Annotated in this window: 12 protein-coding genes, 1 pseudogene and 1 other annotated feature; all 13 genes and pseudogenes read left to right on the top strand. The window is 35.1% G+C overall.

Annotation, left to right across the window (positions count from 1 at the left end; all coding sequences use genetic code 11):
• A pseudogene (locus tag ACQPUW_RS16995) lies at nt 1-84 on the top strand (elongation factor Tu); the annotation flags it as partial.
• A gap of 203 nt (nt 85-287) precedes the next feature.
• On the top strand, nt 288-437 hold the full coding sequence (gene rpmG / locus ACQPUW_RS16990; RefSeq protein ID WP_027099171.1) for a 50S ribosomal protein L33: 150 nt from the start codon (nt 288-290) through the stop codon (nt 435-437).
• Nucleotides 438-488: 51 nt separating this feature from the next.
• Nucleotides 489-716, top strand: a complete 228-nt coding sequence (secE, locus tag ACQPUW_RS16985) for a preprotein translocase subunit SecE (RefSeq protein ID WP_430838633.1) — start codon at nt 489-491, stop codon at nt 714-716.
• A 32-nt stretch (nt 717-748) separates the two neighbouring features.
• Nucleotides 749-1,270: a transcription termination/antitermination protein NusG gene (nusG, locus tag ACQPUW_RS16980; RefSeq protein ID WP_430838632.1), complete on the top strand. Its 522-nt coding sequence runs from the start codon at nt 749-751 to the stop codon at nt 1,268-1,270.
• An 80-nt stretch (nt 1,271-1,350) separates the two neighbouring features.
• Nucleotides 1,351-1,776: a 50S ribosomal protein L11 gene (rplK, locus tag ACQPUW_RS16975; RefSeq protein ID WP_204596781.1), complete on the top strand. Its 426-nt coding sequence runs from the start codon at nt 1,351-1,353 to the stop codon at nt 1,774-1,776.
• A 54-nt stretch (nt 1,777-1,830) separates the two neighbouring features.
• Entirely contained in the window at nt 1,831-2,520 is a 690-nt protein-coding gene (gene rplA / locus ACQPUW_RS16970; RefSeq protein WP_204596780.1) for a 50S ribosomal protein L1, read from the top strand.
• 42 nt (nt 2,521-2,562) lie between these two features.
• Nucleotides 2,563-2,697, top strand: a sequence feature (ribosomal protein L10 leader region).
• Nucleotides 2,698-2,730: 33 nt separating this feature from the next.
• A complete protein-coding gene (gene rplJ / locus ACQPUW_RS16965; protein ID WP_204596779.1) occupies nt 2,731-3,234 on the top strand; it encodes a 50S ribosomal protein L10 in 504 nt (167 codons plus the stop codon).
• A gap of 51 nt (nt 3,235-3,285) precedes the next feature.
• A complete protein-coding gene (gene rplL / locus ACQPUW_RS16960) occupies nt 3,286-3,648 on the top strand; it encodes a 50S ribosomal protein L7/L12 (RefSeq protein WP_204596778.1) in 363 nt (120 codons plus the stop codon).
• A gap of 367 nt (nt 3,649-4,015) precedes the next feature.
• Complete coding sequence (gene rpoB / locus ACQPUW_RS16955) at nt 4,016-7,732, top strand: DNA-directed RNA polymerase subunit beta (protein ID WP_430838631.1); 3,717 nt, start codon at nt 4,016-4,018, stop codon at nt 7,730-7,732.
• 20 nt (nt 7,733-7,752) lie between these two features.
• Nucleotides 7,753-11,289 (top strand): DNA-directed RNA polymerase subunit beta', encoded by a 3,537-nt coding sequence (rpoC, locus tag ACQPUW_RS16950; RefSeq protein WP_430838630.1) that lies wholly within the window; start codon nt 7,753-7,755, stop codon nt 11,287-11,289.
• Between the two features lie 218 nt (nt 11,290-11,507).
• On the top strand, nt 11,508-11,882 hold the full coding sequence (rpsL, locus tag ACQPUW_RS16945) for a 30S ribosomal protein S12 (RefSeq protein WP_204596775.1): 375 nt from the start codon (nt 11,508-11,510) through the stop codon (nt 11,880-11,882).
• 149 nt (nt 11,883-12,031) lie between these two features.
• The gene (rpsG, locus tag ACQPUW_RS16940) at nt 12,032-12,502 is read left to right on the top strand and encodes a 30S ribosomal protein S7 (protein ID WP_204596774.1); all 471 of its coding nucleotides are present in this window, start codon (nt 12,032-12,034) and stop codon (nt 12,500-12,502) included.
• A gap of 74 nt (nt 12,503-12,576) precedes the next feature.
• The gene (fusA, locus tag ACQPUW_RS16935) at nt 12,577-14,649 is read left to right on the top strand and encodes an elongation factor G (RefSeq protein WP_204596773.1); all 2,073 of its coding nucleotides are present in this window, start codon (nt 12,577-12,579) and stop codon (nt 14,647-14,649) included.
• Nucleotides 14,650-14,895: the final 246 nt, after the last annotated feature.

The following is a 14,895-nucleotide window of genomic DNA, read 5'->3' as shown; positions in this document are numbered from 1 at the left end:
GCTATGGAAGAAGGATTAAGATTCGCAATCAGAGAAGGTGGAAGAACTGTAGGTTCAGGAGTTGTTACTAGCGTAATAGAATAGTCAACAAAAGAATAAAAAAGATTGAAATTGTCAAATATACTTTAATAAGGACTGGGTGCATTACCTAGTCCTTTACAAAGGACATATTATTGACAGTTTAAATAAATTGTGATAATGTGAGAAAGTAACTCATAAAGTCACGAAATAGATACAGTAAGAGGTATGTCTCTTAGAATATATATTTAAAACTGGAGGTGCAGACCGTGAGAGTAAAGATAACTTTAGCATGCACAGAGTGTAAACAAAGAAACTATAACTCAATGAAGAACAAGAAAAACAACCCAGATAGAATGGAAATGCAAAAATATTGCAAATTCTGTAAGAAGCACACTCTTCATAGAGAAACAAAATAGTTAGCGATTAAGTAACGACACAGACTTACAAAAATATAAGGATGTGAAATTATGACTGGTAATAATGTAAAGACTAAAAAAGCTACCTCTAAAGGTGGTGTGTTCAAATTCTTTAAAGATGTAAAAGCGGAATTCAAAAGAATAACGTGGCCATCTAAGAATGAGACAAAAAAGGCATTGATTGCAGTTTTTGGATTCGCTGTAGTATATATTATACTTGTAGGCGGATTTGATTATATTTTTCAAAACCTCTTTGAAGTAGTTTTGAAACTTAAGTAAAAGGAGGTTTGGGTGTTTAATCACCGATTAATATGAGTGAAACAGCAAGATGGTACGTAGTACATACGTATTCTGGATATGAAAACAAGGTCAAAGTTAACATAGAGAAAGTTGTTGAAAATAGACATCTTGAATCATTAATTCACGACATCCAAATACCAATGGAAGAAGTAATTGAAGAGAAAGATGGAAAACAAAAAGTTTCTCTTAAGAAAAAGTTCCCAGGATATGTAATAGTAAAAATGCTAATGACAGACGAATCTTGGTATGTTGTTAGAAACACAAGAGGCGTAACTGGCTTTGTGGGACCTGGATCTAAACCAGTTCCTCTTACTGACTACGAGATCGAATCAATGGGAGTTGTAGAACTTCCAAGAGAAACAGATCTTGAAGTAGGTGAAAGTATAAGAGTTATCTCAGGACCACTTAGAGAATTCGTGGCAACAATTCAAGAGATAAATCTTGAAAAGCAAAAAATTAAAGCTTTAGTTGATATGTTCGGTAGAGAAACATTAGCTGAGCTAGATTTTAATCAAGTAGAAAAATTAGTTTAATAGAATAACTAATCTTTTAATCAAGTGGGAGGACAAAAAATTATTGTCCGTATATACCACAGTATAGGAGGAATAACAAAATGGCTAAGAAAGTAACTGGAATGATTAAACTTCAACTTCCTGCAGGAAAGGCAACTCCAGCACCACCAGTTGGTCCAGCATTAGGACAACACGGTGTAAACATAATGGGATTCTGTAAGGAGTTCAATGCAAAAACTGCTAATCAAGCTGGATTAATAATACCAGTAGTAATCACAGTTTACCAAGACAGATCTTTTAGTTTTATCTTAAAGACTCCTCCAGCTGCAGTTCTAATAAAGAAAGAATTAGGACTTGAAAGCGGATCAGGAGTTCCAAACAGAACAAAGGTTGGAAAGATAACTAGAGAACAATTAAAGAAAATCGCAGAAACAAAAATGCCTGACTTAAATGCTGCAAACATCGAGAGTGCAATGAGAATGATCGAAGGTACAGCTAAGAGTATGGGTGTAACTATTGAAGAGTAATTCACAAAAATAGTGGGAGGTAAGAACCGCTAATACCACAAAGGAGGCTTATTAATGGGAAAGAAATATGTTGAAAGTGCAAAGTTAATAGATAAAAGTGCTTTATATAATCCAGCAGAAGCTTTAGAGCTTGCTGTTAAAACTGCAAAAGCTAACTTCGATGAAACAATCGAATTACATGTTAGACTTGGGGTAGATCCAAGACATGCTGACCAACAAGTAAGAGGAGCAGTAGTGTTACCAAACGGAACAGGTAAAACTGTAAGAGTTTTAGTTTTCGCAAAGGGAGATAAAGCTAAAGAAGCTCAAGAAGCGGGAGCAGATTTCGTTGGAGCTGAAGAATTAGTTCAAAAGATCCAATCAGAAAACTGGTTCGACTACGATGTAGTTGTAGCTACTCCAGATATGATGGGTGTAGTTGGTAGAATCGGTAGAGTCTTAGGACCTAAGGGATTAATGCCAAACCCTAAATCAGGAACAGTAACATTTGATGTTGCTAAAGCAATAGCTGAAATCAAAGCTGGTAAGGTTGAGTACAGAGTAGATAAAACTGCTATAGTACACTGCCCAATCGGAAAGAGATCATTCGGAGCTGAGAAGTTACATGAAAACTTCAAGACTTTAATGGAAGCTTTAGTTAAAGCTAAACCAGCTGCAGCTAAAGGACAATACATTAAGTCAGTTACTGTAACTAGCACAATGGGACCTGGAGCAAAGGTTAACCCAGTAAAAGTTACAGAATAATTATTGACTTAACGTAAGTTCAGTGATATAATAAATTTTGTTGAAAAATGAAATATTGTTCCGTAGACAGTAGGTGCGGTTTTCGCGTAACGTATAACTACCTACCGAGGGGTTCTGTAAACATATGTTTATTATGGGTCTTCCTCTGTCTACGGGAAGACCTTTTATAATACGAAAAAGCAGTTAATACTGTGAGGAGGTGGACACACAGTGAACAAGAATAGACAATTAAAGGAAGCAAGAGTTGCTGAGATTAAGGAAAAGTTAGAAAAGGCGCAAAGCGTTGTTTTAACTAGCTACCAAGGTCTAACTGTTGAAGAAGACACAGAATTAAGAAAGAACTTAAGAGAAGCTGGAGTAGAATATAAAGTATATAAAAATAGTTTAGTTACTTTAGCTGCTAAGGAGTTAGGTTTAGACGGTATGGAAGTATACTTAGAAGGACCAGTTTCAATAGCATTCGGATACGAAGATGCTACAGCTCCAGCAAGAATCTTAAATGATTTCGCTAAGAATCACAAGAAGTTAGAACTAAAAGCAGGTGTAGTTGAGGGAGAAATCTACGATCAAGAAATGATCACAAAGATCGCTTCAATTCCATCAAAAGAAGTTCTTATTGCAAAACTTCTTGGAAGTATCAAGGCTCCATTATCAAACCTTGCATACTTATTAAATGCAATAAAAGAAAAAAAAGAAGCTGAATCAGCTGAATAATTAACTATACATAGTTAATTTTGTTTTAAAAAATTTGGAGGTGCAATTAAAATGACAAGAGAAGATATCATTCAAGCTATAAAAGAAATGAGCGTTTTAGAATTAAATGAATTAGTAACTGCTTGCGAAGAGGAATTTGGAGTAAGCGCTGCTGCACCAGTAGCAGTAGCAGGAGCAGTAGCTGGAGCAGCTGCTGAAGAAAAGACTGAATTTGATGTAGTTTTAGCTAGCGCTGGAGCTAACAAAATCAAGGTTATCAAAGCTGTAAGAGAATTAACTGGATTAGGATTAAAGGAAGCTAAAGAAATAGTTGACGGAGCTCCTAAGACACTTAAGGAAGCTGTAGCTAAAGAAGAAGCTGAAGACATGAAAGCTAAATTAGCTGAAGTTGGAGCTGAAGTAGAATTAAAGTAATTTTACTTTAATTAAATTTCAAAATGTATATAAAAGGTGCTAGCATTAGCACCTTTTTATATTCTAAGGCTAAAATTGAAACTATATAAATTATCCTACTATAAAACTGGATATTTTATATAGTTTTATTTATAGAAATAGATATATTTGTATCTATTATATAAGTAGAAAAAATATTGACATTGATAAAATGTTATGATACTATCATTTAATGTACTATTCATTATGGATAAGTATAATTTGTTGGAAAAAACAGTATAACTGTGTTGAAATTGGTTATACTAAAAAGATGACGCTGTCCGAAAGCAAAAGTCCCTAGGGAAGTTATGCTTTTGGTTATTTTAGTTTATACAAGGGGTGAAAATTCATGGTACATCCTGTCCAATCTGGAAAAAGAACAAGAATGAGTTTTGGTAAAGTTAAAGATGTAACTGAAATGCCAAATCTTATAGAAGTACAATTAGATTCTTATGAATGGTTCCTAAAAGAGGGTCTACACGAAGTGTTTGACGATATAAATCCTATAGGAAACTTCACTGGAAACTTAGTACTTGAGTTTGTAGATTACAAGCTTGATATGGATAATATTAAGTACACTGTGGAAGAGTGTAAGGAGAGAGATTCAACTTATGCTGCACCACTAAAAGTCTCAGTGAGACTAACAAACAATGAAACTGGTGAAATAAAAGAACAAGAAGTATTCATGGGAGACTTCCCATTAATGACTGAACAAGGTACTTTTATTATTAATGGTGCTGAAAGAGTTATTGTCAGCCAATTAGTAAGATCACCAGGTGTATACTATAGCCAAAACAGAGATAAGAGTGGTAAGAAACTATTCTCAGCAACTGTTATCCCAAATAGAGGAGCTTGGCTTGAGTATGAAACAGATTCTAACGATATAATATCAGTTAGAATTGACAAAACAAGAAAACTTCCAATCACAATTTTAGCTAGAGCTATGGGATTCGGAAGTGACCAAGAGTTATTAGACTATTTTGGTGAAGAAGAAAGATTCAAAGCTACAATAGAAAAAGATAACACTAAGACTAAAGAAGAAGCTTTACTTGAAATCTACAAGAGATTAAGACCAGGTGAGCCACCTACAGTTGATAGTGCTGTATCTCTAATAGACTCATTATTCTTTGATGCTAAAAGATATGATTTATCAAGAGTTGGTAGATATAAGTTCAATAAGAAGTTAGCTATTAACTTAAGACTTGCAAACCAAGTTGCTGCAGTTGATATAGTAAATCCATCAACTGGAGAAATAATGGTAGAACAAGGACAAAAGATATCAAGAGAAATGGCAGAAAATATACAAAATGCTGGAATCAATTCAGTAGATATATTAATTGAAGACAAAGTTATTAGAGTAATAGGTAATCACTTTGTTGATTTATCAAAGCATGTTTCATTTGATATAAGCGAACTTAATATTAAAGAATTAGTTCACTATCCAACATTAAAAGAAATACTTGATAACTTCAGTGATGAAGAAAGTATTAAAGAAGAAATTAAGAAGAATATTACAAGATTAGTTCCAAAACATATTGTAAGAGATGATATATTTGCAACAATTAGTTATGAAATAGGATTAGCTTACAACATTGGATATGTAGATGATATAGACCACTTAGGTAATAGAAGATTAAGATCAGTTGGAGAATTACTACAAAACCAATTTAGAATTGGTTTATCAAGAATGGAAAGAGTAGTTAAAGAAAGAATGACTATTCAAGACCAAGAGGCAATTACTCCTCAAATGTTAATCAATATTAGACCAGTTGCTGCAGCTATTAAAGAATTCTTTGGTAGTTCACAATTATCACAATTCATGGATCAAACAAATCCATTATCAGAATTAACTCATAAGAGAAGATTATCTGCCTTAGGACCTGGAGGACTTTCAAGAGAAAGAGCCGGTTTCGAAGTTAGAGACGTTCACCACTCACATTATGGTAGAATGTGTCCTATCGAAACTCCAGAAGGACCTAACATAGGTCTTATCAACTCATTAGCTACATATGCTAAGGTTAATGAATATGGATTTATTGAGACACCTTATAGAGTTATTGATAAAGAAAATAAGAGAGCAACTGATGAAATAAGATATTTCACTGCAGATGAAGAAGACCAATATCTAGTAGCCCAAGCAAATGAGCCTTTAGATGAAACAGGACACTTCGTACACGATAAAGTAACTGTAAGATATATGGAAGAAGTTATCGTAGTACCTGCAAATGAAGTAGATTTAATGGACGTTTCACCAAGACAAATCGTATCTGTTGCAACAGCTATGATTCCTTTCTTAGAAAATGATGATGCTTCTAGAGCTCTTATGGGATCTAACATGCAACGTCAAGCAGTTCCACTATTAAAGCCACAAGCTCCAGTAGTTGGTACAGGAATAGAATTTAGAGCAGCAGCAGACTCAGGAGTACTACCAAAGGCTAAAAATGCAGGGGTAGTAAGCTACGTAAGTGCTAGTGAAATTAAAGTTAAGAGAGATGTTGATGGAGGAATTGATACTTACAAGTTATTAAAGTTCAAGAGAAGTAACCAAGGTACTTGTATAAATCAAAGACCTTTAGTAAGCGCTGGAGAAATGGTATTTAAGAACCAAGTTCTAGCTGATGGTCCATCAACAGATTTAGGAGAAATAGCATTAGGTAAAAACATCAGAATGGGATTCATAACTTGGGAAGGTTATAACTACGAAGATGCTATGCTTATCTCAGAAGAATTAGTAAGAGAAGACGTATTTACGTCAATTCATATAGAAGAATACGAATGTGAAGCAAGAGACACTAAGTTAGGACCTGAAGAAATAACTAGAGATATTCCTAATGTAAGTGAAGATGCTTTAAAAGATATCGATGAAAGAGGAATAATCAGAATCGGTGCTGAAGTAAGATCAGGAGATATCCTTGTTGGTAAAGTAACTCCAAAGGGTGAAACTGAATTAACAGCAGAAGAGAGATTATTAAGAGCTATCTTCGGTGAAAAAGCAAGAGAAGTTAGAGATACTTCATTAAGAGTTCCACATGGAGAAGCTGGTATAATAGTAGATATTAAAGTATTTACTAGAGAAAACGGTGATGAATTAAATCCAGGTGTTAATGAACTTGTAAGATGCTATATAGCTCAAAAGAGAAAAATATCAGTTGGAGATAAGATGGCTGGACGTCACGGTAATAAAGGGGTTATTTCAAGAGTACTTCCTGAAGAAGATATGCCTTTCTTACCAGATGGAAGACCGCTTCAAATCTGCTTAAATCCATTAGGGGTTCCATCACGTATGAACATCGGTCAGGTACTAGAAGTTCACTTAGGATGGGCAGCTAGCGCGCTAGGATGGCACATTGCTACTCCAGTATTCGATGGTGCGACTGAAGAAGATATAGAACAATGCTTAAGAGATGCAGGCTATAATGCAAACGGAAAAACTCCTCTATACGATGGTAGAACAGGAGAAGCGTTTGATAATGAAGTTACAGTTGGTATAATGTACATCTTAAAACTTGCTCACTTAGTTGATGATAAGATCCATGCAAGATCAACTGGACCATACTCATTAGTTACTCAACAACCACTTGGAGGTAAAGCTCAATTTGGTGGTCAAAGATTCGGGGAAATGGAAGTTTGGGCACTAGAAGCATATGGTGCTGCTCATACATTACAAGAAATCTTAACTGTTAAGTCAGATGATGTTGTTGGTAGAGTTAAAACTTACGAAGCAATAGTTAAGGGTGAAAATATCCCAGAGCCAGGAGTTCCAGAATCATTTAAGGTTCTTATAAAGGAATTACAAGCACTTTGCTTAGATGTTAGAGTTCTTAATGATGACAATGAGGAAGTAAGACTTAAAGAGTTTAACGAAGAAGATGATTCAGCAAATTTAGAAGTAAACATTGAGGGAACAGAAGAGTTTGTTGAAAAACAACCAGTACTAGAAACTGAAGACAGCTACACTTCAGAAGTAGAAGCAGAAGCTGAAGAAGAAGAAGAAGAGTATGAAGGTTTTCAGTTAGAAGAGTTTCAAGATAACTTAGAGCTTGATGATTTTAACGATGAACACTAATTTTGAAGGGAGGATTACCCTTGTTTGAATTAAATAATTTTGATGCCATACAAATAGGCTTAGCATCCCCTGAACAAATCAGAGAATGGTCAAGGGGAGAAGTTAAAAAACCAGAAACAATAAACTACAGAACTTTAAAACCAGAGAGAGACGGTTTATTCTGTGAGAGAATATTCGGACCAATGAAAGATTGGGAATGTCACTGTGGAAAATATAAGAGAGTTAGATATAAAGGTATAGTTTGTGACAGATGTGGAGTAGAAGTTACTAAAGCTAAAGTAAGAAGAGAAAGAATGGGGCATATTGAACTTGCTGCCCCAGTTTCTCACATTTGGTACTTCAAAGGAATTCCATCAAGAATGGGATTAATACTTGATATGTCACCAAGATCATTAGAAAAGATCTTATACTTTGCTTCATATGTTGTAATTGATCCTAAGGAAACACCATTATTAAAGAAACAACTTCTTAACGAAAAAGAGTATAGAGAAGCTGTAGATAAATATGGTGAAGAAAGCTTCGTGGCTGGAATGGGTGCTGAAGCAGTTCAAGATCTTTTAGGTGAAATTGACTTAGTAAATGGTTCAAAAGAACTGAAAGAAGAGTTAAAACATAGTACAGGTCAAAAGAAAGTAAGAATAATCAGAAGATTAGAAGTTGTAGAATCATTCAGAGCATCAGGAAATGATCCAAGATGGATGATTATAAATGTAATACCTGTAATCCCACCAGATTTAAGACCAATGGTCCAATTAGATGGTGGAAGATTTGCAACATCAGATTTAAATGACCTTTACAGAAGAGTTATAAACAGAAATAATAGATTGAAAAAATTATTAGATCTAGGAGCACCTGATATAATCGTTAGAAACGAAAAAAGAATGCTTCAAGAAGCTGTAGATGCTCTTATCGATAATGGTAGAAGAGGAAGAGCTGTTACTGGTCCTGGAAACAGACCATTAAAATCTCTTTCAGATATGCTTAAAGGTAAACAAGGTAGATTTAGACAAAACTTACTTGGTAAGAGAGTTGACTATTCTGGTAGATCAGTTATCGTTGTTGGACCAGAATTACAAATGTACCAATGTGGTCTTCCAAAAGAAATGGCACTTGAATTATTCAAACCATTTGTTATGAAGAAGCTAGTTCAAGATGGAGTAGCACACAACATAAAGAGTGCTAAGAGAATGGTAGAAAGAGTTATGCCACAAGTATGGGATATCTTAGAGCAAGTAATTGCAGATCATCCAGTATTACTTAACCGTGCTCCTACTCTTCATAGACTTGGTATTCAAGCATTCCAGCCTGTACTAGTAGAAGGAAGAGCTATTAAGCTTCACCCATTAGTATGTACAGCTTACAACGCTGACTTCGATGGTGACCAAATGGCCGTTCACGTACCATTATCAGTTGAAGCTCAAGCAGAAGCAAGATTCTTAATGCTTGCAGCTGGAAACATAATGAAGCCATCAGATGGTAAGCCAGTTTGTGTACCTACTCAGGATATGGTTCTTGGTTCTTATTACATGACTATGGAAAAGGACGGGGCTCTAGGTAGCGGTAAGTACTTTATGTCAAAAGATGAAGCTATAATGGCTTATGAAGTTAAAGCTATAGAAATTCATGCAGACATATTTGTAAGAATGTTTAAAGAAGTCGATGGAGAAATGAAATCAGGAATAATTAAGACTACTGTAGGTAGATTAATATTCAATGAATCAATTCCTCAAGATTTAGGCTTTGTTGATAGAAGTAATCCAGAAGAAGAGTTTAATCTAGAAGTAGATTTCTTAATAACTAAGAAATCACTAGGAACAATAATAGATAAGTGTTATATGAAGCACGGTCCAACAGATACTTCAATAATGCTTGATAAAATAAAAGCTTTAGGATATCATTATTCATCAATCGGAGCGGTTACAGTTGCTGCATCAGATATGATAGTACCTGAAGCAAAATATGCTCTATTAAAAGAAACTGATGAAACAGTAGATAAAATAGAGAAGATGTACAAAAGAGGATTTATATCAGAAGATGAAAGATATGAAAGAGTTATAGAAAAATGGACTAAGACAACAGAAGATGTTGCGAATGCATTAATGGATAGTTTGGATAAATGGAATCCTATATTCATGATGGCTGACTCTGGAGCCAGAGGTTCTAAGTCACAGATAAAACAATTAGCAGGTATGAGAGGTCTTATGGCTAGTCCATCAGGTAAAATCCTTGAATTACCAATCAGAGCATCATTCAGAGAAGGTCTTGATGTCCTTGAGTACTTCATCTCAACTCACGGAGCTAGAAAGGGTAATGCCGATACAGCTCTTAAGACGGCCGATTCAGGATACTTAACAAGAAGACTTGTTGACGTATCACAAGACGTTATAGTAAGAGAAGAAGATTGTGGAACTAGCGAAGGAATAGTTGTTAGTGAAATAAAAGAAGGTAATGAAATTATCGAAGAACTTAAGGAAAGATTAACTGGAAGATACACAGCAGAAGATATAATGCATCCAGAAACTGGAGAAGTTTTAGCTTCAAAAGATGATTATATGGATGGAGAATTAGCTGAAAAGATCAGCAATGCTGGTGTTAAGAAAGTTAAGATTAGATCAGTATTTACATGTGGATGCAAAATTGGTGTTTGTGCTAAATGTTATGGTATGAACATGGCAACAGCTCAAAAGATTAATATCGGTGAAGCTGTTGGTATAATAGCAGCACAATCAATCGGAGAACCAGGTACACAGCTTACAATGAGAACATTCCATACAGGTGGGGTTGCATCAGCTGGAGATATCACACAAGGTCTTCCTAGAGTTGAAGAATTATTCGAAGCTAGAAAGCCAAAGGGACTTGCGATTGTTAGTGAAATAAATGGTACTGTAAGAGTTGAAGAAACTAAGAAAAAGAGAATGGTTCATGTAATGGGAGCAGATGGGGAAGAAATAAGTTATGACATTCCATTTGGTTCAAGAGTTAAGGTTTCAAATGATGATTACATCGAAGCTGGAGATGAAATTACAGAAGGTTCAGTAAATCCTCATGACATCATGGCTATTAAAGGCGTTGATGGAGCAAGAAGATATCTTTTATCAGAAGTTCAAAAAGTTTATAGATTACAAGGTGTTGATATAAATGATAAGCACTTAGAAGTAGTTGTTAAACAAATGACTAGAAAAGTAAAAGTAACTGAATCAGGAGATACAGATCTTTTACCAGGTACTACAATTGATATGTTTGATTTTGCAGAAGAAAATAATAGAGTAAGAGAGTTTGGCGGAGAAGAAGCTAAGGGAGATCAAGTTTTACTTGGAATAACTAAAGCTGCTCTTGCTACTGATAGTTTCTTATCAGCGGCATCATTCCAAGAAACTACAAGAGTTCTTACTGAAGCTGCAATCAAAGGAAAAATTGATCCACTTGTAGGATTAAAAGAAAATGTCATAATAGGTAAATTAATTCCTGCTGGTACTGGAATGATGAGATATAGATCAGCAAGATTAGACGTTGAAGATGATATAATTGAAGAAGATATCGTGGTAAATGTTGAATAGGAATTAATTTTGTTGACATGTGTATTCTTAAATGTTAAAATACGTGTTGTATGTTTAATAAAATATACAGCCAAATAATTGTCTACAATACTTCATTGAGGCAAAGTTAAACTTTGTCTCATGAGGTTTTTATAGAAAGTTTATAAAACTTGTAGACAACATAAAGTAGTTTTATCTAATAATTTTTTATAGATAAATAAAATTCAGGAGGTGAAAGAATGCCAACTATAAGCCAATTAGTTAGAAAAGGAAGAAAAGTTGCTGCGAACCAATCAACAGCTCCAGCACTAAAAAACTGTCCACAAAAAAGAGGAGTATGTACAGTTGTTAAAACATCAACTCCTAAAAAGCCTAACTCAGCCCTAAGAAAGGTTGCTAGAGTAAGACTTACAAACGGATACGAAGTTACTGCATACATTGGTGGTGTAGGACACAACTTACAAGAGCATAGCGTTGTTCTTATAAGAGGTGGAAGAGTAAAAGACCTTCCTGGGGTTAGATACCATATCGTAAGAGGAGCACTTGACTGTGCTGGTGTAGCTAACAGAATGCAAGGAAGATCAAAGTACGGTGCTAAGAGACCTAAGAAATAGGTTTTCTTAAATTAATGTAGTGCTTATCTTTAGTGTTTACATAGATTTATGAATTAAGTTTATATAGATGATGAGAGAAGCACTTTGCGATATCGACCGATATCGAGTACCGATGAACTTAAATTTAAATTGTTAAGGAGGGAAGAAAAGTGCCAAGAAAAGGACATATAGCAAAAAGAGACGTTTTAGCTGATCCAGTGTACAACTCAAAGGTTGTTACAAAGTTAATCAACGGAATCATGCTTGACGGTAAAAAGGGAGTAGCACAAAAAATATGCTACCAAGCGTTTGAAACTATGGCTGAGAAGACTGGTAAAGATGCTTTAGAAGTATTCGAAGAAGCTATGAACAACGTAATGCCATTATTAGAAGTAAAGGCAAGAAGAATAGGTGGGGCAACTTACCAAGTTCCAATAGAAGTTAGAGCAGAAAGAAGACAGACTTTAGGTATCAGATGGATGCTAGCTGCTGCTAGAAAAAGAGGCGAAAAGTTAATGTGCGAAAGATTAGCAGGCGAATTATTAGATGCTGCTAATAACACAGGAGCTGCTGTTAAAAAGAGAGAAGATACTCATAAAATGGCTGAAGCTAACAAAGCATTCGCTCACTACAGATACTAATTTCAAGACTGTTTTGGCCTCAGCCAAAACAGTTTTGTTGAATTTAAAATTACTCATTGAGAGGAGGAATTATTATGTCAAGAGAATTTCCTTTAGATAAGTTTCGTAATATAGGAATCATGGCTCATATAGATGCTGGTAAGACAACAACTACTGAGCGTATATTATTCTACACTGGTAGAACACACAAAATCGGAGAAACACATGATGGTGCTTCACAAATGGACTGGATGGCACAAGAGCAAGAAAGAGGTATAACAATTACTTCTGCTGCTACATTCTGCCAATGGAAGGGCTATGCGATAAACATAATCGATACTCCTGGACACGTAGATTTCACTGTTGAAGTTGAAAGATCATTAAGATGTCTAGATAGTGCTATAACTGTTTTAGATGCAAAGAGTGGGGTTGAACCACAAACAGAAACAGTTTGGACACAAGCTGATAACTATGGAGTACCAAGAGCTATCTATGTAAATAAGATGGATGCTACTGGAGCTGATTTCTATGCTTGTATCAATTCAGTAAGAGATAGATTAAAAGCTAACGCTATAGCTATCCAAATTCCAATAGGTGCAGAAGAAAACTTCGCAGGTATGATCGACCTTATAGAAGATGTAGCACTTATACACAAAGATGACTTAGGAAAAGACATCGAAAGAGGAGAAATCCCAGCTGAATTAAAAGATAAAGCAGAAGAATACAGAAACATTATGATAGAAGCAATCGCTGAAACTGATGAAGAGTTAATGATGAAGTACCTAGATGGTGAAGAATTAACTAAAGAAGAGTTAAAGCTTGCTTTAAGAAAAGCTACTATCAATAATGAAATAGTTCCTGTAATCTGTGGTTCATCATACAAAAACAAAGGTGTTCAAGAAATGATTGACTTAGTTGTTGATTACTTACCATCACCTTTAGATATACCAGCAGTAAAGGGTATATCAGTTGATGATGCAGATGTAGAATTAGAAAGAGAAGCTAGCGATGATGCTCCAATGTCAGCATTAGCATTTAAGATAGCTACTGACCCATTCGTAGGAAGACTTGCATTTACAAGAGTTTACTCAGGTATAATGGAAAGTGGTACTTACGTTCTTAACTCAAGCAAGGGTAAGAAAGAAAGAATCGGTAGATTAGTTAAAATGCACGCTAACTCAAGAGAAGAAATAAGCGAATTAAGAGCTGGAGATTTAGGAGCAGTAGTTGGATTAAAGAATACAACTACAGGAGATACTTTATGTGATGAAGCAAATCCAATTATCCTAGAAAGCATGGAATTCCCAGAACCAGTTATCTCAATCGCAATCGAACCAAAGACTAAGGCTGGTCAAGAAAAGATGGGTATCGCTTTAGCTAAGTTAGCTGAAGAAGATCCAACATTCAAGACTTGGACTAACCAAGAAACTGGTCAAACAATTATCGCTGGTATGGGTGAGTTACACTTAGATATCATCGTTGATAGATTACAAAGAGAATTCAAAGTTGAATGTAACGTAGGGGCTCCACAAGTTGCTTACAAAGAAACTATCAAGAAGGCTGTTAAGGCTGAAGGTAAGTTCGTAAGACAATCTGGTGGTAGAGGACAATACGGACACTGTTGGATAGAAATGATACCAACAGAAGGAGAATATGAATTCGAAAATGCTATCGTTGGGGGATCAATTCCAAGAGAATATGTACCAGCAGTAGATAACGGTATCCAAGAAGCAGCTGAAAGCGGTGTTATAGCTGGATTCCCAACTATAAACTTCAAAGTAAAATGTTTCGATGGATCATACCATGATGTCGATTCATCAGAAATGGCATTCAAGATTGCTGGATCAATGGCATTCAAGAACGCTATGAAAAAGGCAGATCCTACATTACTAGAGCCTTCAATGAAGGTAGAAGTAATTGTACCAGAAGAGTACATGGGAGATGTTATTGGTGATATCAACTCAAGAAGAGGTAGAATGGAAGGTATGGAACAAAGAAATGGACGTCAAGTTATTAGAGCGTTCGTTCCATTATCAGAAATGTTTGGATACGCAACTACATTAAGATCTAAAACTCAAGGTAGAGGAACTTATGTAATGGTATTTGATCACTATGAAGAAGTACCTAAGAGCATTCAAGAAGAAGTAGCAGGAAAGAAAGCTAAATAATTCTTGATAAAATTATAAATAAGAGAGAGCTACATTTATGTAGTATCTCTCACTTAAATAGATTGAAAATATTTTTACCAAATGGTTTAAATATTTCATACCAAATATTTAAAAATATATAAAACGGTACAATAATGACAATATGTCATTTAAATGAAGGAGGAATAACAATGTCAAAAGCAAAATTCGAAAGAAGTAAACCACACGTTAACATTGGAACAATAGGTCACGTAGACCACGGTAAGA

The sequence above is a fragment of the Clostridium sardiniense genome, assembly GCF_050584765.1.
GTDB classification, from domain to species: Bacteria; Bacillota; Clostridia; order Clostridiales; family Clostridiaceae; genus Clostridium; species Clostridium sardiniense_A.
Note: the sequence above shows the minus strand (reverse complement) of the source record. Positions and strands in the feature narration are given on the sequence as shown.

Excerpts from the sequence above, each read along its gene's own strand:
- rplA (WP_204596780.1), top strand. The coding sequence starts at position 1,831 with ATGGGAAAGAAATATGTTGAAAGTGCAAAGTTAATAGATAAAAGTGCT.
- rplL (WP_204596778.1), top strand. The coding sequence starts at position 3,286 with ATGACAAGAGAAGATATCATTCAAGCTATAAAAGAAATGAGCGTTTTA.
- rplK (WP_204596781.1), top strand. The coding sequence starts at position 1,351 with ATGGCTAAGAAAGTAACTGGAATGATTAAACTTCAACTTCCTGCAGGA.
- secE (WP_430838633.1), top strand. The coding sequence starts at position 489 with ATGACTGGTAATAATGTAAAGACTAAAAAAGCTACCTCTAAAGGTGGT.
- nusG (WP_430838632.1), top strand. The coding sequence starts at position 749 with ATGAGTGAAACAGCAAGATGGTACGTAGTACATACGTATTCTGGATAT.
- rpsL (WP_204596775.1), top strand. The coding sequence starts at position 11,508 with ATGCCAACTATAAGCCAATTAGTTAGAAAAGGAAGAAAAGTTGCTGCG.
- fusA (WP_204596773.1), top strand. The coding sequence starts at position 12,577 with ATGTCAAGAGAATTTCCTTTAGATAAGTTTCGTAATATAGGAATCATG.
- rpoB (WP_430838631.1), top strand. The coding sequence starts at position 4,016 with ATGGTACATCCTGTCCAATCTGGAAAAAGAACAAGAATGAGTTTTGGT.